This window comes from Clostridium sp. CM027 (assembly GCF_024730565.1).
GTDB lineage: Bacteria > Bacillota > Clostridia > Clostridiales > Clostridiaceae > Clostridium_AD > Clostridium_AD estertheticum_B.
On record NZ_CP077725.1, the window covers coordinates 3678651 to 3699099 of the forward strand.

The window sequence follows — 20449 nt, forward strand, 5'->3', positions numbered from 1 at the left end:
GGAGAAAATATGATTAAATTATTTAATGAACTAGGATTACAAGAAAACCTTATAGAAGGTTTGATTAAACAGGGGATACAGAGCCCTACAGAAATTCAAGTAAAGGCTATACCAATTGGACTTGAGGGCAAGGATATTATAGGAGAATCAGAAACAGGTTCAGGTAAAACACTGGCTTACTTATTACCTATATTTCAAAAAATAGACACAACATCAAAGGATATTCAAGCGATTGTACTTGCACCTACTCATGAACTTGCAATGCAAATACATAAGCAAATAGAATTGCTATCAGAGAACTCAAATAGCAACATCAAATCAACTACCATAATAGGTAATGTTAACATCAAAAGACAGCTAGAAGCTCTTAAGGAAAAGCCACATATAATAGTTGGATCCGCAGGAAGAATTTTAGAACTTATAACTATGAAGAAACTGAAATCACACTTCGTTAAGACTATAGTAATAGATGAAGGCGATAGAATGATAGATGAAGATAACATAGATGGGGTAAAGGCCATAATAAAAACTACGCTTAGGGATAGACAAATTATGATATTTTCAGCTACGATTTCGCTTAAAGTTGTTGAGATTGCTAAAACTTTGATGAAGGATCCAGAAGTAATTAAAGTGGGTGATAAAAGTCAGGTAAATCCTAATATAGAGCACATGTATTTCGTAGTTGAAAAGAGAGAGAAACTGGTTCTACTCAGAAAACTCATAAGTGCTACTAAACCTGAAAAAGCAATAATATTTATAAACAAAAGTGATGAGGTAGAAATTACAACTTCAAAGCTTGGTTATCACGGATTAAAGGTTGAGGGTATTCATGGAAGCTCTGATAAACTTAATAGAAAAAAAGCTATTGAGGATTTCAATGCAGGAAAAATTCAACTATTAGTTGCTTCTGATTTAGCAGCTAGAGGCCTTGATATAGTAGGAGTGTCACATATATTTAATCTTGATATACCAGAGAATCCTAAGGATTATTTACATAGGGTAGGTAGAACGGCAAGAATGGGTGAACATGGTTTTGCATTATCTATAACAGAAGAGAGAGAACTTGATCTAATTAAAAACTATGAAAAAGATTTTAATATAGAAATTCTGCCTAAAGATATTCGTATGGGAACAATTATTGATTTACAAAACACACCTAAAGCAAAGTCAATAGAACATAATTTTAGATCTGATAGCAAAGCATCAAACACTAATAAGTCTAATAAAACTAGATAAGAAAGAAATAAATTACATTGGCCTAGTTTCTTTCCGTATGGTATAATGAGTCAGTAGTTTTGACTAGAATGAAATTACTTAATGTATGGAGGTATTTATAAAGATATGATTAGTACAAATAACGTAAGTTTAAGATATGGTGCACGTAAATTATTTGATAATGTTAATATAAAATTTACTCCAGGTAATTGTTATGGATTAATTGGTGCGAACGGTGCCGGTAAATCAACGTTTCTTAATATATTATCAGGTCAAATTGAACCTAATACAGGAGAAGTTAATATTACAGCAGGAGAAAGATTAGCATTCTTAAAGCAAGATCATTTTGAATTTGATGAATATGAAGTTGTCAAAACTGTAATGATGGGGCATGTAAGATTGTTTGAAATAATGAATGAAAAAGATGAATTATATGCAAAACCAGATTTTACTGATGAGGACGGAATTAGAGCTTCGGTACTAGAAGGCGAATTTGCAGAACTTAATGGATGGGAAGCTGAATCAGAAGCTTCAACTCTATTGATGGGACTTGGAATAACTGAAGACCTTCAAAACAAAACAATGAAGGAATTAACAGGATCAGAAAAGGTTAAGGTACTCCTTGCTCAAACACTATTTGGAAAACCAGACATTCTATTACTAGATGAGCCTACAAACAATTTAGATGTAAAATCTAAAAATTGGCTTGAAAGTTTCCTACTGAATTTTGATAGTACTGTTATAGTTGTTTCCCATGATAGACATTTTTTAAATAAAATATGTACTCATGTTGCAGATATAGACTTTAGCAAAATTCAATTATTTGTTGGAAATTATGATTTTTGGTATGAATCTAGTCAGTTGGCTCTTCAAATGGCTAAAGATCAAAATAAGAAAAAAGAAGAAAAAATTGTTGAATTACAAAACTTTATTGCTAGATTTAGTTCTAATGCATCTAAAGCAAAACAGGCTACTTCTCGTAAAAAGCAATTAGATAAATTGACTTTAGATGATATAAAACCATCTTCTCGTAAATATCCATTTGTTGGATTTAAGCCAGAAAGAGAAGCGGGAAATGATTTATTGACAGTTAAAAATCTAAGTAAAACTGTGGATGGAGAAATACTTCTTGATAATGTTTCTTTTATAGTTAACAAGGGAGATAAGATTGCTTTTACAGGTGCAGATGAAATAGCTAAAACTACATTATTTAAGATAGTAATGGGTGAAATGGAGCCGGATAGTGGTGAGGTTAAGTGGGGAATTACTACTTCTAAGGCTTACTTACCAAAGGATAACACGGAATATTTTAATGGCGTAGATTGCACATTAGTTGATTGGCTTCGCCAATATTCAGATGAAAAGGCTGAAAGCTTTATTAGAGGCTTTTTAGGCAGAATGCTTTTCTCTGGAGAAGAGGCCCTTAAAAAAGCCAGCGTATTGTCCGGTGGAGAAAAGGTTAGATGCATGCTTTCTAAAATGATGCTTAGTAATGCTAATGTATTAATTTTTGATGAGCCCACTAATCATTTAGACCTAGAGTCTATTACGGCGTTAAACAATGGGTTAACTAGCTATACTGGAACAATGTTACTTACATCTCATGACTCCCAACTAGTTGCAACAGTTGCAACTAGAATAATAGAAATTACACCTAAGGGAATAATGGATAAACAAATGACTTATGATGAATTTATAGAAAATAATGAAGTTCAAAAAGAACTAGAACTTATGTACAAATAAAAAAGAAGCACTTCTAATAATATTATTAGGAGTGCTTCTTTTTTTATTAAATTAACAACCAAAGCCACCAAAGCCGCCGAAGCCGCCACGGCCACCAATACCACCACAGCCTAATAGTAAAAGAATTATCAAGATACTGCCATTTCCGCAGCCAAAGCCACTTCCAAAGCCACTTCCAAAGTTATTATCACAGCAGCAAGCAGGTTTACAACAACTAACAGGCTTACAACAACTAACAGGTTCACAGCAACAACAACAATTTTTATGTCTATGACTCATATAAATAACCTCCTTATTTTTAATAAGTAAAAGTTTAAAAATCAACGTAGGTAGCTAAATTAGCAACTTAAGAAGAAATTTTACACTTAAACTTAAGTAATGAAGTTGCTTTGGTGTTAATGCCACCATAAATAGGTGATGGACTGTTTTTGAAAGGTCGTTAAATGAATGAAGTTGTAGCTGTACTTTAATATATTCCGCATTTTATTAAGTGTGAATATAAGTTGTAGGAAATCTTTAAAAAAAAATTTGATGAATCCTTTTATTTTCTCATAAAATATTCATAAGACCTATTCATCATACAGAAGTAATGTCATTCCCATACGCATAGTATAATTATGTATATAATAACAAAAAATAGAATTTAATTGCGATTTATGATATAATAGAGTACATAATTAATATTAAGTTATAAATATCTTATATGGGTCACTGACAGTCACCTAAAAAAAGGGTTTTTCCTAAAAATATAGAATATAAGTATTAAGGATAAAAATTGTTTTAAAATGGGAGGTACATGATATGATAAAAGAGAATACGTTAACTTCGGCTAAAGAAGCTGGTGGATCAACAGCAGAAGAGGCAATAACAATAGTTTCTGATGTTACAAAAGAAAATGTTGATAAGACTATTAATGCGGTGAAGGATATTGCTAAAAATGTTAAATCAAAAGCTAGAAGGGCAACTACTGCTACAAAAAAAACAGCTAAAAAAACAATAGCGAAGAGAATTGATGTTGGATTCTATGTTCAATATAAGGGAAAAGAGGTTTCCAAAAAAACAATACTAGAAAAAGTTTATGAAGAATGGGTAAAATCTCACAAAATTACAGAACTTAAAACCTTAGATGTATATATAAAGGTTGAAGAAGATATAGCCTATTGCTTGGTAAATGGTGAAATTAAGATTAATTTGAAATTATCCTAACATAATTCAATAATATTTTAGGAGGGGATTTTTAATGTTGCAAGAAAGACTTAATAAGGTTCTAAAGATCATGGCGCTAAAGAAAACACCTCAAATGATAGTTTCTGACCCAGCGGCTATATTCTATCTTACGGGGAAGTGGATTTTATCAGGAGAAAGAATGCTTGTACTCTATATTAACTTAGATGGACATAACAAATTGTTTATAAATGAGTTATTCCCTATAAGTGAAGATTTAGGGGTAGAAAAGATATGGTTTAACGATACTCAGAGTCCAGTAGAAATTATTGCAAGAAACATTGATAAAGATAAGCCTATGGGAATAGATAAAAATTGGCCAGCTCATTTCTTAATAAAATTAATGAAGCTTAAAGGTGGAAGTACATTTGTTAATGGATCTGAAATTCTTGACAGAGTAAGAATGTGTAAGGACGAAGGTGAAAAAGATCTAATGAGGGCAGCTTCAAAATTAAATGATACCGCTGTGGATAAAATGATAAAGCTTATCCCTAAAAAATATTCAGAAAAGAAAATGGGAAAGTTGCTTGGTGATATATGGGAAGAAATGGGTACTGAAGGGCATTCATTTGATCCGATTATAGGTTATGGGGCAAATGCTGCTGATCCTCATCATGAATTGGATGGATCAATGGTTAAAGAAGGGGACAGCGTAGTTATTGATATCGGATGTAAGATGAATTCATACTGCTCAGACATGACTAGAACTGTTTTCTATAAAAGTGTATCAGATCATAGTAGAGAAGTTTATAATATTGTTAAAGAAGCAAATAAAAGGGGAATTGAAAAAGTTAAAGCAGGCGTTAGATTTTGTGATATTGATGCTGCAGCTAGAGACTATATCTCGGAGAAAGGATATGGAAAATATTTTACTCATAGATTAGGGCATTCAATAGGAATAGAAGTTCATGATTTCGGTGATGTTTCCTCTGCTAATACTGATAAAGTTCAGCCAGGACAAATTTTCTCCATTGAGCCAGGTATTTATCTTCCGGGTGACGTGGGTGTTCGTATAGAGGATTTAGTAATAGTTACGAAAGAAGGTTGTGAGGTATTAAACCATTATACAAAGGACTTAATTATTGTAGAATAGTATAAAAGTGCTAAATAAAATAAAAGAGCTAAATAATATAAAAGGGCTTTGATAAATTAAAATTTTATCGAAGCTCTTTTATATTATTTCGAGGGTATAAATAATTTTCATTGTTATATATAATGTATAAGGTGTGGGTACACTAATGTAAGAGGATATCCACAAAATTGAATTTAGTAAATAACAACAAAGTAAATGGATATAACTTGTAAGATAAATTTTAAAATTTAAAAGGAGCGATTTAAAATGGCGAAGAGCTTTCCAAAAGGATTTCTATGGGGCGGAGCAGTAGCAGCTAACCAATGTGAAGGTGCGTACAATGAAGATGGCAAAGGGTTATCAACACAAGATATTGCACCAAAAGGTATAATTGGGAAAGTTACAGAAGAACCAACAGAAGATAACATGAAATTAGTAGGTATTGATTTTTATCATAGATATAAAGAAGATATTAAACTGTTTGCACAAATGGGGTTTAAAACATTTAGAACATCAATTGCATGGTCTAGAATATTTCCAAATGGTGATGATGAAATGCCAAATGAGAAGGGATTACAATTTTATGATAATTTATTTGATGAATGTCTAAAATATGGAATTGAGCCACTTGTAACAATTTCACATTATGAGACTCCTCTTGCTCTTTCTAAGAACTATAATGGGTGGGTAAATCGTGCGTTAGTAGGATTTTTTGAGAACTATATAAGAATAATTTTTGCTAGATATAAAAATAAGGTGAAATATTGGCTTACTTTTAACGAAATTAATTCAGTATTAAATGCACCATATATGAGCGGTGGTATATTTACGGATAAAGAAAAATTAACGAAGCAAGATTTATATCAGGCGATTCATCATGAATTAGTAGCAAGTGCAATGGCAGTTAAGATTGGGCATGAAATGATACCAGGAGCAAGATTTGGATGTATGATTCTTGGTGTACCAAATTATCCATTAACGCCTCATCCAAGCGATGTAATTGAAGCAATGAAACAGGATAGAGAAAATTTATATTTCGCAGATGTTCACGCAAGGGGAGCATATCCTAAATATATGGATAGATACTTTAAAGATAACAATATTAAAATACATATGGAGCCAGGAGACACTGAGGTACTTAAAAATACAGTGGATTTTATCTCATTTAGCTATTATATGAGTTCTTGTGCAACAGCAGACCCTAAAAAGAGAGAAATGGGAACAGGAAACATTATTTCAGGTGTACATAACCCATATCTTAAGGCTTCAGATTGGGGGTGGCAGATAGATCCACAAGGATTACGTTACATACTTAATCTTTTTTATGACCGTTATCAAAAACCTTTATTCATTGTTGAAAATGGGTTAGGTGCTATTGATAAATTAATAATTGATGAAAATGGAAATAAAACAGTAATTGACGATTACAGAATTAAGTATTTAAATGATCATTTGGTTCAAGTAGCGGAGGCAATCGACGACGGAGTCGATATAATGGGGTATACTTCATGGGGATGTATTGATCTTGTCAGCGCAACAACTGCAGAACTCAGAAAGCGTTATGGATTTATCTATGTTGATCGTAATGATGATGGAACAGGTACATTAGAAAGATATAAGAAAAAAAGCTTTGATTGGTATAAAGAAGTAATTTCAACAAATGGAAAAAGTTTAATATAAAATAAGAATATAATTTTTTATAGGAGGGATAATCATGTTAAATATAGGTTGTCATTTATCAGTATCAAAAGGGTATAAAGCCATGGGGAAAGATGCTCTTAGCATAGGGGCAAATACATTTCAGTTTTTTACTCGTAATCCTAGAGGTAGTAAAGCAAAAGAAATTGATCCGAGTGATGTAGAAGCTTTATTAGAAATATTAAAAGAAAATAAATTTGCGACAATCTTAGCGCATGCGCCATACACACTTAATGCTTGTTCTGCTGATGAAAAAACAAGGGAATTTGCAGTGATGATTATGGAAGATGATTTATCTAGAATGGAATACTTCCCGAATAGTTTTTATAACTTCCATCCGGGTAGCCATATAAAACAGGGTGTTGAGAAGGGAATAGAATATATTATAAATATGCTTAACACTATATTGAAACCAGAGCAAACCACTACGGTACTTCTTGAAACAATGGCTGGTAAAGGAACAGAAGTAGGACGAACGTTTGAAGAATTAAAACAAATTCTTGATGGTGTTACCCTTTCAGACAAAATGGGTGTATGTCTTGATACTTGCCATATATATGATGCTGGTTATGATATCGTTAATGATTTAGATGGCGTAATAGATGAGTTTGATAGAATTATTGGACTTGATAAGCTTTATGCAATTCACTTAAATGATAGTAAAAATCCATTTGAAAGTCATAAAGACAGACATGAAAAAATTGGAGAAGGTTCAATTGGAATAGAAGCTATTAGTAGAATTATTAATCACCCCAAGTTACGTCACTTACCATTCTATTTAGAAACACCAAATGAATTAGCTGGTCATGCTGAGGAAATTAAGATATTAAGAGAAGCATATAAAAACTAATAAAATACTATTGATAAGTTAGGTTTTCTTTGTTAAAATAGAATCGAAGACATATTTCAATTATTGACCCAGTGGGACGTTTTAATTCCCACTGATTATAAAGCGTATTAAATTACCATATACATATGGAAGGAGATAATATTATGATTTATTCAACAGAAGTTTCAGAAATGATGTGTGTTGCAAAAGGACCTAATCATGGATCGGCACCAATTCCTGAAGAAGGAAAATGGGTACAAAGTAAAGAAATTAAAGATATCTCAGGTTTAACACACGGAATTGGCTGGTGTGCTCCTCAACAGGGTGCATGCAAGCTTACTTTAAATGTAAAAGAGGGTATAATACAAGAAGCATTAGTTGAGGTAATAGGATGCTCTGGTAGTACTCACTCAGCTGCAATGGCATCAGAAATACTTCCAGGAAAAACTATTTTAGAAGCGTTAAACACAGATTTAGTGTGTGATGCAATAAATACAGCTATGAGAGAGTTATTCCTTCAAATTGTTTACGGAAGAACTCAAACAGCATTTTCAGAAGGTGGACTACCTATAGGAGCTGGACTTGAAGACTTAGGTAAAGGTCTTAGAAGTCAAGTTGGTACAATGTATGGAACACTTGCTAAGGGCCCAAGATATTTAGAAATGGCTGAAGGTTATGTTACCAATATTGCATTAGATAAAAATAACGAGATAATAGGTTATAAATTTGTTCAACTTGGAAAAATGATGGAAATGATCAAAACAGGTATGGATGCTAATGAAGCTATGGAAAAAGCTACTGGAAGTTATGGTAGATTTGCAGAAGCAACAACAGTAATCGACCCAAGAAACAAATAATATAAGAAGGAGGAATAATTAAATGGCTTTATTTGAAAGTTATGAAAGAAGAATAGATCAAATATTACCTGTGTTAAGTAAGCACGGTATAAACTCACTAGAAGAAGCAAGAACAATTTGCGAAGAAAAAGGTATCGATGTTTTTGGTATAGTTAAAGGAATTCAACCTATAGCATTTGAAAATGCTTGCTGGGCATATGCAGTAGGGGCTTCTATAGCAATTAAAAATGGTTGTACTAAGGCAGCTGATGCAGCAGTATATATAGGAGAAGGTCTTCAATCGTTTTGTATACCGGGTTCTGTTGCTGATGACAGAAAAGTTGGAATTGGACATGGTAACTTAGCAGCTATGCTTCTACGCGAAGAAACTAAATGCTTCGCATTTTTAGCTGGACATGAATCATTTGCTGCTGCTGAAGGTGCAATTGGCCTTGCAAGAGCTGCAAACAAAGTAAGAACAGAACCTTTAAAAGTAATACTTAATGGTCTTGGAAAAGATGCTGCTTATATAATTTCAAGAATTAATGGATTTACTTATGTTCAAACTAAATTTGATTACTATACTAGTAAATTAACAGTAGTTAAAGAAACAGCTTATTCTGATGGAGAAAAAGCTAAAGTAAGATGTTACGGAGCAGATGATGTACGCGAAGGCGTTTCAATAATGCATTCTGAGGGAGTAGACGTTTCAATTACAGGAAACTCTACAAATCCAACAAGATTCCAACATCCAGTTGCTGGTACTTATAAAAAAGAATGTTGCGCAGAAGGTAAGAAATACTTCTCAGTTGCATCAGGTGGTGGTACTGGAAGAACTCTTCACCCAGATAATATGGGAGCAGGTCCTGCTTCATACGGAATGACTGATACTATGGGAAGAATGCATTCAGATGCACAATTTGCAGGTTCTTCATCAGTACCAGCTCACGTTGAAATGATGGGACTTATCGGAATGGGTAACAACCCTATGGTTGGAGCTTCAGTTGCAGTTGCGGTTGCAGTAGAAGAAGCAATGAGTAAATAAAGTCTAAGAAAAGGTACAAGCCCAGCATTTAGTGATAATTGACTAAATGCTGGGCTTTTATTTTCGTCTATAACTAATGTCAAATCAAATTACTAGATTCAAAAAAACCTGCTGAATGGTCAAGAGCGGAGTAGATAAAAAGATAGACATGAGAGAAGTCGCATGTCTATCTTGTGTTAATGAAAACTAGTAGTCATTACTACCAGTTGGTTTACCTACATAAAGGTTATATCCTATGAAAACCGAGACAATGCCTATTATAACTGTAGCAATAGCTACACAAATCAGAATAGTAGTTCCTAGAGGCATTATAGAAAAACTTTCAAAAAATTCTACTTCGCCAGTGTATGATGATATCGGCATAGAAGATTTTAGAAAAGCTAAAAGTCCATAACCGATAGTAGCAAACCCAGCAAAACTTAAGAGCCTAAGTTTTTTGCTTTTTATAAAAGTAATTGCAACTCCCACAAAAACAATTATTACTAATATGCATAACATTAATAGATCTCCTTTTGTTGTGTCTATTACTTGATTTATAGCAGAGTCTGGAGGAGCGTTACTAAAACCTTGGGAATCCGTAAGGTATACAAATCCAAATATACTACCGAGTAACACAGCACCAGAAATATAGAATAGGATGTACATTATAAATATCATAACTATTGGTAGCAAAAATATATTTAACGCTGTATATTTTCGGCTTACAGGAACAGTTTCAAAAAGTTTGTGATCACCATGAAGTATCCCATTAATCATCCATACAATTATAATAGGCAAATTACAAGGTAAAAAAGAATCGAAAATTGCTGTGTTTCCGAAAAATATAGATATATTCATGAAAATTATTACAGCAAAAGCAAAAACATAAAGTAATACCTTTAAAGGGGCTGGTGAGTTAATATCAATTGGAGGATATGAATTTAGCAATAGCCTTTGATATGCAATAAATTTTTTTAACATACTAAGCACCTCTTTCCTTTATAGAGTCTGTAGGATATTAACATTGAAATAGGGATTATTACTACGCAGACACAGACTAATAATAATAAAAATTCATTGTAATGAGGCATTGTTGCAATGCTTTCTAAAAAATGCAATGTACCAAATTCAGTCGAAACGGGCAATGCATTTTCGAATAATAGAAGTGCTATTGTGACAAGTGTAACTATCGATATTGTAAGGGCTTTTCTAAGAGGATTAAGCCTTATAAAAAATATGGGTAATAAGACACTTGCTATTATAGTAGATATGCAGCTTGTTACTAATACAGCTTTCCAATTATTTGCTAATGAAATCATATCCAAAACGTCGGTCGATTGTGGTGAAAGTCCAGTTAGTATGAGTCCTAAGGTAATTCCAACAGTAAAACAGAGATTTTTTACAAGAACAAATAAATAAATATTTATAATGGAATACAATTTTGGAACTGGTACAATCTCAAATAATTTGTTTTGTGAATTTATAGTGTAATAAACTGCATGTAAAGTAAAAAATATGGGGCAAAATACCAATCCTCCAGCGTCTAATATTAATGATAAAGTAAACAAAAATAACACGTAAATAAATACAGTGAAGAAACTCGATTTTAAAGAGTTTTCCGTACTAGCAATCCCTGATGAATAACTTAAAAGCGTCTGATAATTCAACAACTTCTTTAACATTGTTCCATCTCCTTGTAAAACTCTCTATAACTTGATATATGGTAGTTTCCATTCATCTTCATTTTTTCGCACCCATGTAAAGCATAATATCTTCAATTGTAGGCCTGGCAGTTTTAACCCCTTCAAAATTTTGAAGTTTTAGATTTTTGTTGCATAAACCCTCATATCCGAAGGTCGTTTCCTTTATTCCTACAAGTCCAGATTTAATTTCATCTGTCATAGATTCTCTTTCAATATGTGCAAGGAGATAGGTATCAAGCATTTCATCTTTCCCCTTAGAAAAAACAATTTTACCATTATCAATCATTGTTATATAATCTGCAATTTTTTCAAGATCACTTGTAATATGAGTTGAAAATAGTATGGATCTTTGCTCATTTTGCATAAGTTCTAAGAGTAAATCAATTACGTCAGCTCTTGCGATTGGGTCAAGGCCTGCTGTGGGTTCGTCAAGTATAATTAAATCTGGATTATGACATAGTGCCATTACAACTCCGAATTTCATCTGCATACCTTTTGAATATGCTTTAAGCTTTTTACTTGGATTAAGTTCAAAGCGCTTCATAAGTTCGTCAAATTTTTTATCATCAAAGGTTTTATAAAAGGGTGATATCATTTTTTTAATTTTAATAGGTTTGAGGTTAAGAGGATAAATTAGACTGTCAAAGACAACTCCTATTTTTGCTTTAACTGTTTCTTCATTTCCAAACATAGGAGTACCATCGAAGAATACTTGTCCCGAAGTTTTTGGAATCATATTAAGTATTGTTTTAATAAGGGTGGTTTTTCCTGAACCATTCTTTCCTATAAACCCCATGATAGTTCCTTTTTCAATTGAAAACCTTATATCATCCAAAGAGAAATCTCCTATATTTCCATTTAAGTTTTTGATTTCCAAAGCCTTATTAGTCATTTTTACTACCTCCGTATATTTCATTTATAACTTTAAGCATTTCCTCAGGGGATATGCCACAAGCGTCTGTAAATTCTTTAATTTCAAGAAGTTGTTCATGAAGCATGTCAATGTGTATTGACTTAATTTTTTTTCGGTCAATCTCTGCCACAAAGCATCCTCGTCCTTGTAAATTGATGACAATACCCTCTTTTCCAAGTTCTTCATAAGCACGTTTTACTGTTATGATTCCAACCTTCAAATCTTTTGCCATAAGCCTTATTGATGGCAATTGCTCCTTGGATTTTAGCTTTCCGCTGAGTACCATTTCTTTTATTTGATTTCGTATTTGCTCATATATGGGCGTTTGAGAAAGGGATGATATAAGAATATTCAAACATATGACCTCCTTGTCTACTGTTATTATAAGATAGACACAGAAAGATGTCAATAATTTCTTTGAAATACAATTTATTAATTAGAGACTATCCTTGACATGTTTTTTAAAAAGAATTAACATTATAATAATTAAAACTTAAGAGGGTGAGTCCTATAAAAAAAAGAATAGCTGTTGTAGCGTTGGATTATATGGCTGCAAAATTTTACGAAAATCAGATTAAAGAGCTTTTTGGTGAGTTAGTAACCACGTGTGCTTATAATGTATTAAATGGATCGGTTAAAAAAATAAAGGAAGCTGATTTATTTGTGGTTTCAACCGATGCTTTTGAAAACATTACGGATTTTCAGGAATGCATCCCCATTGATGTCCCTAAAGTAGAAATTGCAGTGGCCTTTACTAACAAATCTCTTGATATTTTAAGGAGTATTCCAAATGGAAGTAAAGCTTTATTTGTCAATCTCAGTGAAAAAATGGTGCGCGAGGCTATAACTAGACTCAGCCAACTAGGCATCAATCACATAGAGTTTACACCATATTATCCTGGAGCTAAGCCAGTTAGTGGGTTCGAGCTGTCGGTAACACCAGGTGAATTACGTTATGTACCAAAAGATATAAAGACTATTATCGACCTTGGGCAGCGTGTGCTAGATTCAACCACAATGGTGGAAATAGCACTGAGGCTAAAATTTGATTACCTATTAGAGAGGGAAAAATTCAAGGAATATTTTCGTTCTTTAGCTGTCAATAATTATAGCTTTAATCAACTGTTTGGAAGATCTCTTCAAATGGAAAGTCAATTTGAAATTTTGATGGAAATCATGGATGAAGGTATTATTGGTGTGAATGAGGATGATATTATTTTTGCTTGTAATTCAAGAGCACTAGAAATTACAGGTGTTACAAAAGAACAATCCATCGATCATCCTGCTGCGTTAATTTTATCGTTTTTACCTTTTGAGGAGTGTAGGAGTACGCGAAAAAAGATAAATAATCGTTTGATTAGAGTGAGTGGTGTGGATATTACTGTAACCGTTACTCCTGTAATACGTGGAGATGAATATCTCGGTTCTTTTGCTACTATACAAAAATTTACTGAAGAAGAGTATAAACAACATAATTTGCGTCTTCAATTACTTAATAAAGGTCATAAAGCTAAATATACCTTTGATGATATCATTGGGGAGAGTGATGTAATAAAAAAAGCATGTACCATTGCTAAAAAAATGGCGAGAACCAATTCTACTGTCTTAATTACAGGTGAGAGCGGAACGGGGAAGGAACTTTTTGCACATGCTGTACATAACGAATCAGAGCGTCATAACTATCCTTTTATTGCCATAAACTGCGCAGCGATACCAGATAATCTGCTAGAAAGTGAACTGTTTGGTTACGATGAAGGATCTTTCACTGGTGCTAAAAGGGGAGGAAAATTGGGGCTTTTTGAATATGCTCATAGGGGAACAATATTTTTAGATGAAGTAGAAGGGATGAGTCCAGCCCTCCAAATAAAACTGCTTCGTGTTATTCAAGAAAGAGAGATTATGCGAATTGGAGGCAATAAAATTATTAGTATTGATGTACGAATAATAGCTGCAGCCAATGAAAATCTTGAAGAGCTGGTGTCTAACGGGAGTTTTCGTAATGACCTCTACTTTCGTCTAAACACCTTGCCAATTCAGCTTCCTCCATTGCGAGAGCGTGGTGAAGACATTATGCTGCTGTTTGACTACTTTAAACATAAATTGGGAGGAAAATTCATCCTATCTACACAAGTAATTAATGCATTGCTCTCTCATAATTGGAATGGAAATATTCGTGAACTACACAACTATGTAGAATATCTCACCTATATAGATAAAGATATAGTGTATTACGATGATTTACCACCTGGGTTCTACAATAATGCTATGTCAACATTAAAATGTAAGTCTGATACTAGCACTAATCTAGATGCTAAACTTTTGGAGCAATTAGCAGGTAATCAATTAGATGATTATTTTTTTGTACTAGACAGATTGCATGTGGGATTTGTTCAACAAATTTCCATGGGTAGATTATCAATTTCTGAGCAAGCAGAAAAAACAGGACGCTACCTAAGCCAACAAGAAGTTCGCGGTATTTTAAACGATTTAAATAATTTAGGTTTAATTAAAATGTCGCGAGGTAGAGGTGGTAGTAAAATAAATGACCGAGGCATAAAGGTTTTCAACAAACTGCAATCTCAACTTAAATAGACATTATTTTTCATTTAAATGGTTTAACGACATTTCAGAAAAGGTATAGCAAAATTTTGCTATACCTTTTTATGAACTTATTATTTTTAAAACTTAAATAGGTCTTTTTGTGGGAACAATCCAAATGCTCCACCGGTATGAATAAATAGAATATTTTCGCAGTTTTTAAAGGTTCCCTTTTTAATTTCTTGTACTAATCCATACATTGCTTTACCGGTATACACAGGATCTAAAATAATTCCCTCTAGTTTTGCAAAGTCGTGGATAAATTGAAGCTCTTCTGCTCTGCTAAGAGCATATCCTCTTCCTACATATCCATCTATAATATGAATTTCATCTTTAGAAATATGTAAATTCACATCGATGTATTGCATACTTTCATGAGCTATTTTATAAATCTCATTTTTGAAGTGTTCAGCGTCATCACAAACGTTGACGCCATAGATTTCACCATTATACTCTAGTGTTTTGCTTGCTAGAAACAGTCCGGAATGGGTTCCACCAGATCCTACGGCTAGTACAATTTTATCAAAATGTACACCTAGCTCTTTTTCCTGGCAAATAATTTCCTTCATGGCATTATAGTACCCAAATCCACCAATCCCATTAGAAGCACCTTCTGGTATAATATAAGGTTTACAGCCCGTTGCCTCTAATTGCGCTTTGATTTGTTCCATAATTCCAGCTTTATTATTTTTATATTCTTCTGGAGTAACAAAACGAATCTCAGCTCCCAAAAGCTTATCTATAAACAAATTACCATCTGATTCTGTTTCTGAGTCCCCTCTTAAAACAAGGACTGATTTCATTCCAAGTCTTGCAGCGACTGCTGCCGTAGATCTACAATGATTAGATTGGATTCCTCCGCAGGTAATAAGTACATCACATTTTTGATCAAGGGCTTCCTTTACAGAAAATTCAAGTTTCCTTATTTTATTACCAGATACTTCGGTTCCTGTTTGATCATCTCTTTTTATATAGATATTAGGTCCGCCCAGTTTTTGAGAAAGTCTTTCTAGTTTTTCTATTCGTGTGGGTAAGTTTGCAAACGTTATTTTTTCAGGAATTTTAATCATTGATTACTCCTCCTTTTTTATACAAATGCTACAGCTTCTATTTCAAGTATTCCATCTTTAGGCAGTTTTGCCACCTGGACACATGAACGTGCTGGTTGATTTGAAGTAAAATAGCTTTCGTATACTTCATTTACTATTGCAAAATCATTCATATCTCTAAGAAAAATTACCGTTTTTACGACTTTATCAAGAGATGATCCTGCTTCTTCTAATATTGCTTTTAAATTTTCAATAGATCTTTCTGTAGCTTTTCTTACGTCGCCACTTATAAGTTCTCCGGTTTCTGGTACAAATGGTAGTTGACCAGATGTAAATAATAAATTTCCTACCTTAATTGCCTGTGAATATGGTCCAATTGCTGCAGGTGCTTTTTTAGTTGAAATAATTTCTTTTATCATAATTAATCTCCTTCTTTATGAAACTATATTTTAATTTTGAAAGTCTTTTTAGCTTTTATCTTACAATAATAATATACAAGTAAACCTAATAATGCAAGTTCTAATCCTAGCATAGTACTATTAGGTGAATACTTACTATTATTAAAGTTTACAGTTTAGGATTTATTGTACATAAAGTATTAGATGCTAAAAATCATCCGATGTAAGTTTTAATTGTAACTCGTATTTGCAAATACACTTATATTACAAGCAATAACTATGCCAATGTTATTGAACCCTTTTCTATATTATTAAGAATTTATAGGACTAAATCAGTTATTTAAGGGGAGAGCATTCAACCTATAATATAGAGTTAACATCTATAAATCATTAGCCTTTGATAGAAGATGATAAAGATTGAACATTCTTCTTCATCCAGTCTTTACCTTCTACCAATCTAGTAACTATCATAGATGTTACAGCGTCACCAGTGCAGTTTATCCATGTTGCAGCAGGATCTACAAGGAAACCAAGAGTTGCAATAATTGGAAACGCTTCTGGCGGAAACCCAAATAAGTTTACAATCAACATTTCACCGATAAGTCCACCACCTGGAACACCCGACATAACTACGCCGCCCATAACTGAAATGGCTAGTGCAGCAATATAGGTTCCAATTCCAGAGAATCCTTGTCCGAATATTCCAAATAAAAATGAAATTTTTAATATCGAAGAGATAACAGTACCGTCCATATGCATGGTCGCACCGATTGGCAATACAATTTCACGGATATCCTTTGGAACTCCCATATTATAAGTAGCCTTTAGGTTAACAGGTAGAGTTGCAATAGAGCTTTGTGTTGCAAGAGATGTAATTGACGGTTCTAAGATGTTTTTGAAGAAAATTTTTATACCCTGAGTACCACCAGCAAAATATGAATATCCAGAAAATGCAACAAAAAAATATACAATACATAGTGGATAATATATAATCATAGCTCTTGCATAAGCTCCCAAGAGCTGAGGACCAAATTCGCCAATGAGGCTTGCAAAATAAGCACCTAAACCAATTGGAGCGTACAACATAATAATGCTAATAAATTTCATCATAACTTTGGACATAGCGTCTAACCCCTTAGCTATAATGTTGTTTTCAGCGCCAAGGGAACTAACACATAAACCAAAGAAAATAGAGAATATAATAAGAGGCATCATATTAGAGCGAGAAAATAAGCCGCCAAAATCAGTTACAGTTAGTGTCTTAACAATTTGATCAGAAAGCTTGACGGATTCCAACGCTTTAGCAGATTGCAATGTTAGGTTAACGCCAGCAGCAGGGGGAAAAAACTTGACAACAGCAATAACGATAACGCCGGCAATAAGTCCCGTAGTAACAAATGTCAAAAACATGTTGCTTATAATTTTCCCAAGTCTTTTCATATTGACCATATTTCCTACTGCACCAGCTATGGTAACAAAGACTAGAGGGGTTACAACGGTGAACATTAAGTTAAGAAATACATCACCAAATGGTTTAAGTACTGTTGCTTTTTCACCGAAAACAATTCCAATTATGCTACCTATTATAATAGATAGCATTAAAACAATAGAGAAACGATAGTTTTTCCATGTGCTTTGTTTTTTTGTGTTCATTTTAATATCTCCTTTTCATTGGTTGGTATTGTTAAGAAATAAAAAGACATTTCAAACAATCCTTGATTTTGAGCAATTACCTGTTATACAATCTGTGGACAAATAATGACATTGTTGATTAATCACGATTTATAAGTACGGTATCGTTTACTTTGACGAAAATAATTTTGAATAAATATTGAAAATAGGTGTGATACCTATTCCATTATGTACGCTTAATATAAGAGTACAAGTACAATTGCTCCTTGCATTAGCAACTTAATAATTCCATTTTTGTAATCATAGTTTTTATCCTTTCATTTTTTATATCAAGCTTGCTATAATGGTAACTAGCAAATTTTATGCCAATAAATGAGGTTTTTGCTCTTTTTCAACAAAATTCGGTAATTAGAGATGAAGAATTATTGGTCTAAATGAGAATGATGTAATTTTTGATTGCAATTCAAGAGGAGTAGACATTATTTTTTATTTAAATGGTTTAAGTTGTATAACTTTAACCATTTAAATTATTCAAAAGCAATTTTTTCAATAAAAGATTTATATATAGTAGATACTTATTTAAAAACCGCTCCAAAAGATCAATCAGAAAATTGGCATCATTTTTGCTATATTTATGTTATAGCAAGTATTTCTTGCACAAATAAATATAAGAAGGGTGTAAATTATGAAGTATAATTTTGATGAAATAATTGACCGTAGTAACAACTTTGCTGCAAAATACGATGAAAGAGAAAAAAAATTTGGAACTTCTAATGTAATACCATTATGGATAGCAGATATGGAATTCGAGGTAGCTAAGCCCATTAATGATGCTATCATCAAAAGAGCGAAGCAAGGAATCTATGGATATACATCTCGCCCTGACTCCTATTATGAAGCTTTTTGTGATTGGGAAAAGACTCAAAATAATTGGATAGTTAATAAAGATTTAATTAGTTTCAGCCCCGGTGTTGTCCCATCTCTATCGGTTATTGTCAGAGAATTTTCTAATAAAGAAGATAAAATTTTGATACAGACTCCAGTCTATCCAGAATTTTATGACGTAATAGAATCTTGGGGAAGAGTGGTAATTGAAAATCAATTATTAGAACAAGAAGGAGTCTATTCAATAGATTTTGAGGACTTCGAAGAAAAATTAAAACAGAAACCAAAGTTATTTATTATGTGTAGCCCACACAATCCGGTAGGCAGAGTGTGGAGCCGAGAGGAACTAGAACATATTACTGAACTATGCCTACGCTACAATGTAATGATTGTTTCAGATGAGATACACTCAGATTTGATATTGTGGGATAATAAACACATTCCTACTGCTAGTATATCAAAGGAGGTTTCTAGTAAAACCATCACCTGTACTTCATGTACAAAAACTTTCAACTTGGCAGGACTACAGGCTTCTGTAGTGATTTTTCCGAATGCTGAAGTTAAAGAGACATTTGATGTTTTTTGGAGAGGTATGGATATCCATCGCAATAATTGCTTTAGTCTTGTAGCGGTAGAAGCAGCTTATAGGTATGGTCAAGAGTGGCTTACACAGTTAATTCCATATATTGAGGGCAATATTGATTTCATAGGAGAGTTTTGTAAAAACAACATACCAAAAATTAAACCTAGCAGACCTGAAAGTACTTATCTGGTTTGGCTTGACTGTCGTAAACTAGAATTGGGAAATGATGAACTGAAAGAATTTATGATAAATAAGGCGGGTCTAGGACTTAATGCTGGCAATGATTTCTGTCGTAGTCTTTCTGGATATATGCGTGTAAATATAGCATGTCCACGTTCAATACTTGAGAAAGCTATGCTACAACTTGAAAAAGCTGTTAATTCATTGGATGAGGATTAGGTAAAATTATAAACAAGCAGTGATATACTTGGATTTAACGAGGGATATGAAAATAAAGAAATAGCTGTAGTAATAATTAATTTTACTACAGCTATTTCTTATTTATCAAACAATCTTTGGAAAATTCCTTTTTTCCTGTGAAGAATTTCGTCGGCTACTGCTTTGGATCGTTGTCTTTCAAGACTTTGAGTTAGATTATTAACCAATTGAATATCGTGTTCTTTAATGGTTTCGGGTAATGATAACACGATTTTATTTTTCTCTTGTTCTTGTTTAAACAGGACCTGTGTATTTTCTAATAATTTATTAATATCATAGAGTTGACCGTCTTTAACAGTTAATTGCTGTTTAATAAATTCGATATTACTTTTAAGTATTTCAATCATATCTTCTTTTAATAGATTCACCACTGTAACTGCAACTTCTGATTCTGCTTCTGAAGAGTGATTATATTTTAGAGCTTGTTTAATTGCTTCTAGACCTTTTTCTTCTACACATGTTTTACCATTGTGGGATATTAAAAAAGGTTTTACTTCAGGTAATTTCATCTTAGCGTAAGCCGTTACTTTACTGATATTTAAATGTTTAGCTATTTTAAATGCATCATAGATCATTGTACACGCCTCCTAAATTATATATAGAAAGTAT

19 protein-coding genes are annotated in these 20449 nt (G+C 32.9%); 10 read left to right on the forward strand and 9 right to left on the reverse strand.

The genetic code is table 11. From position 1 onward, the window contains the following. Positions 1 to 9: 9 nt before the first annotated feature. Together KTC92_RS17520 and KTC92_RS17525 are read left to right on the forward strand one after the other, a co-directional pair. Complete coding sequence (locus tag KTC92_RS17520) at positions 10 to 1236, forward strand: DEAD/DEAH box helicase (RefSeq protein ID WP_220287382.1); 1227 nt, start codon at positions 10 to 12, stop codon at positions 1234 to 1236. A gap of 105 nt (positions 1237 to 1341) precedes the next feature. Continuing rightward, the gene (locus tag KTC92_RS17525; protein ID WP_216303256.1) at positions 1342 to 2958 is read left to right on the forward strand and encodes an ABC-F family ATP-binding cassette domain-containing protein; all 1617 of its coding nucleotides are present in this window, start codon (positions 1342 to 1344) and stop codon (positions 2956 to 2958) included. Positions 2959 to 3009: 51 nt separating this feature from the next. Here the strand turns inward: KTC92_RS17525 and KTC92_RS17530 are convergent, their stop codons facing one another. After that, positions 3010 to 3237: a ground-like protein gene (locus tag KTC92_RS17530; protein WP_216303255.1), complete on the reverse strand. Its 228-nt coding sequence runs from the start codon at positions 3235 to 3237 to the stop codon at positions 3010 to 3012. Positions 3238 to 3759: 522 nt separating this feature from the next. Here KTC92_RS17530 and KTC92_RS17535 point away from each other — a divergent pair. The 6 genes from KTC92_RS17535 to KTC92_RS17560 all read left to right on the forward strand — a co-directional run bounded on the left by KTC92_RS17535 (position 3760) and on the right by KTC92_RS17560 (position 9662). Beyond that, positions 3760 to 4164 (forward strand): DUF6465 family protein, encoded by a 405-nt coding sequence (locus KTC92_RS17535; RefSeq protein ID WP_165414519.1) that lies wholly within the window; start codon positions 3760 to 3762, stop codon positions 4162 to 4164. Positions 4165 to 4198: 34 nt separating this feature from the next. Beyond that, entirely contained in the window at positions 4199 to 5275 is a 1077-nt protein-coding gene (locus tag KTC92_RS17540; RefSeq protein ID WP_216303254.1) for a Xaa-Pro peptidase family protein, read from the forward strand. Positions 5276 to 5521: 246 nt separating this feature from the next. Next, positions 5522 to 6934 carry a glycoside hydrolase family 1 protein gene (locus KTC92_RS17545; protein ID WP_220287380.1) on the forward strand — a complete coding sequence of 471 codons (1413 nt, stop codon included), beginning with the start codon at positions 5522 to 5524 and terminating at the stop codon, positions 6932 to 6934. A 34-nt stretch (positions 6935 to 6968) separates the two neighbouring features. Beyond that, positions 6969 to 7802: a deoxyribonuclease IV gene (locus KTC92_RS17550; RefSeq protein ID WP_220287378.1), complete on the forward strand. Its 834-nt coding sequence runs from the start codon at positions 6969 to 6971 to the stop codon at positions 7800 to 7802. A 143-nt stretch (positions 7803 to 7945) separates the two neighbouring features. Beyond that, positions 7946 to 8638 carry an iron-sulfur cluster assembly scaffold protein gene (locus KTC92_RS17555; RefSeq protein WP_216303251.1) on the forward strand — a complete coding sequence of 231 codons (693 nt, stop codon included), beginning with the start codon at positions 7946 to 7948 and terminating at the stop codon, positions 8636 to 8638. 22 nt (positions 8639 to 8660) lie between these two features. Then, a complete protein-coding gene (locus KTC92_RS17560; RefSeq protein ID WP_216303250.1) occupies positions 8661 to 9662 on the forward strand; it encodes a GGGtGRT protein in 1002 nt (333 codons plus the stop codon). Between the two features lie 186 nt (positions 9663 to 9848). On the opposite strand, the gene KTC92_RS17565 is transcribed toward KTC92_RS17560, so the two are convergent. The 4 genes from KTC92_RS17565 to KTC92_RS17580 are packed head-to-tail and all read right to left on the reverse strand — an operon-like array spanning position 9849 to position 12612. After that, positions 9849 to 10622 carry a hypothetical protein gene (locus tag KTC92_RS17565; protein WP_216303249.1) on the reverse strand — a complete coding sequence of 258 codons (774 nt, stop codon included), beginning with the start codon at positions 10620 to 10622 and terminating at the stop codon, positions 9849 to 9851. Then, positions 10616 to 11323, reverse strand: coding sequence for an ABC-2 transporter permease (locus tag KTC92_RS18740; protein WP_220287376.1), 708 nt, complete (start codon positions 11321 to 11323; stop codon positions 10616 to 10618). The genes KTC92_RS17565 and KTC92_RS18740 overlap by 7 nt, the downstream gene beginning before the upstream one ends. Positions 11324 to 11381: 58 nt before the next feature. Beyond that, the gene (locus KTC92_RS17575) at positions 11382 to 12236 is read right to left on the reverse strand and encodes an ABC transporter ATP-binding protein (RefSeq protein ID WP_216303247.1); all 855 of its coding nucleotides are present in this window, start codon (positions 12234 to 12236) and stop codon (positions 11382 to 11384) included. Further along, on the reverse strand, positions 12229 to 12612 hold the full coding sequence (locus KTC92_RS17580; protein ID WP_220287373.1) for a GntR family transcriptional regulator: 384 nt from the start codon (positions 12610 to 12612) through the stop codon (positions 12229 to 12231). Before KTC92_RS17580 ends, KTC92_RS17575 begins: the two co-directional genes overlap by 8 nt. Positions 12613 to 12758: 146 nt before the next feature. Here KTC92_RS17580 and KTC92_RS17585 point away from each other — a divergent pair, with 146 nt between their 5' ends. Then, positions 12759 to 14849: a sigma 54-interacting transcriptional regulator gene (locus tag KTC92_RS17585; RefSeq protein WP_309137235.1), complete on the forward strand. Its 2091-nt coding sequence runs from the start codon at positions 12759 to 12761 to the stop codon at positions 14847 to 14849. 86 nt (positions 14850 to 14935) lie between these two features. On the opposite strand, the gene KTC92_RS17590 is transcribed toward KTC92_RS17585, so the two are convergent. The 3 genes from KTC92_RS17590 to KTC92_RS17600 all read right to left on the reverse strand — a co-directional run bounded on the left by KTC92_RS17590 (position 14936) and on the right by KTC92_RS17600 (position 17955). Then, positions 14936 to 15925, reverse strand: coding sequence for a D-cysteine desulfhydrase family protein (locus tag KTC92_RS17590; RefSeq protein WP_216303245.1), 990 nt, complete (start codon positions 15923 to 15925; stop codon positions 14936 to 14938). Between the two features lie 17 nt (positions 15926 to 15942). Beyond that, positions 15943 to 16323 carry a RidA family protein gene (locus KTC92_RS17595; RefSeq protein ID WP_216303244.1) on the reverse strand — a complete coding sequence of 127 codons (381 nt, stop codon included), beginning with the start codon at positions 16321 to 16323 and terminating at the stop codon, positions 15943 to 15945. A 369-nt stretch (positions 16324 to 16692) separates the two neighbouring features. Further along, positions 16693 to 17955, reverse strand: a complete 1263-nt coding sequence (locus KTC92_RS17600) for a dicarboxylate/amino acid:cation symporter (protein ID WP_220287368.1) — start codon at positions 17953 to 17955, stop codon at positions 16693 to 16695. Between the two features lie 664 nt (positions 17956 to 18619). Here KTC92_RS17600 and KTC92_RS17605 point away from each other — a divergent pair. Continuing rightward, positions 18620 to 19801, forward strand: coding sequence for a MalY/PatB family protein (locus KTC92_RS17605; protein ID WP_220287366.1), 1182 nt, complete (start codon positions 18620 to 18622; stop codon positions 19799 to 19801). A gap of 98 nt (positions 19802 to 19899) precedes the next feature. On the opposite strand, the gene KTC92_RS17610 is transcribed toward KTC92_RS17605, so the two are convergent. Continuing rightward, positions 19900 to 20415: a hypothetical protein gene (locus KTC92_RS17610; RefSeq protein ID WP_216303241.1), complete on the reverse strand. Its 516-nt coding sequence runs from the start codon at positions 20413 to 20415 to the stop codon at positions 19900 to 19902. Between the last annotated feature and the right edge of the window lie 34 nt (positions 20416 to 20449).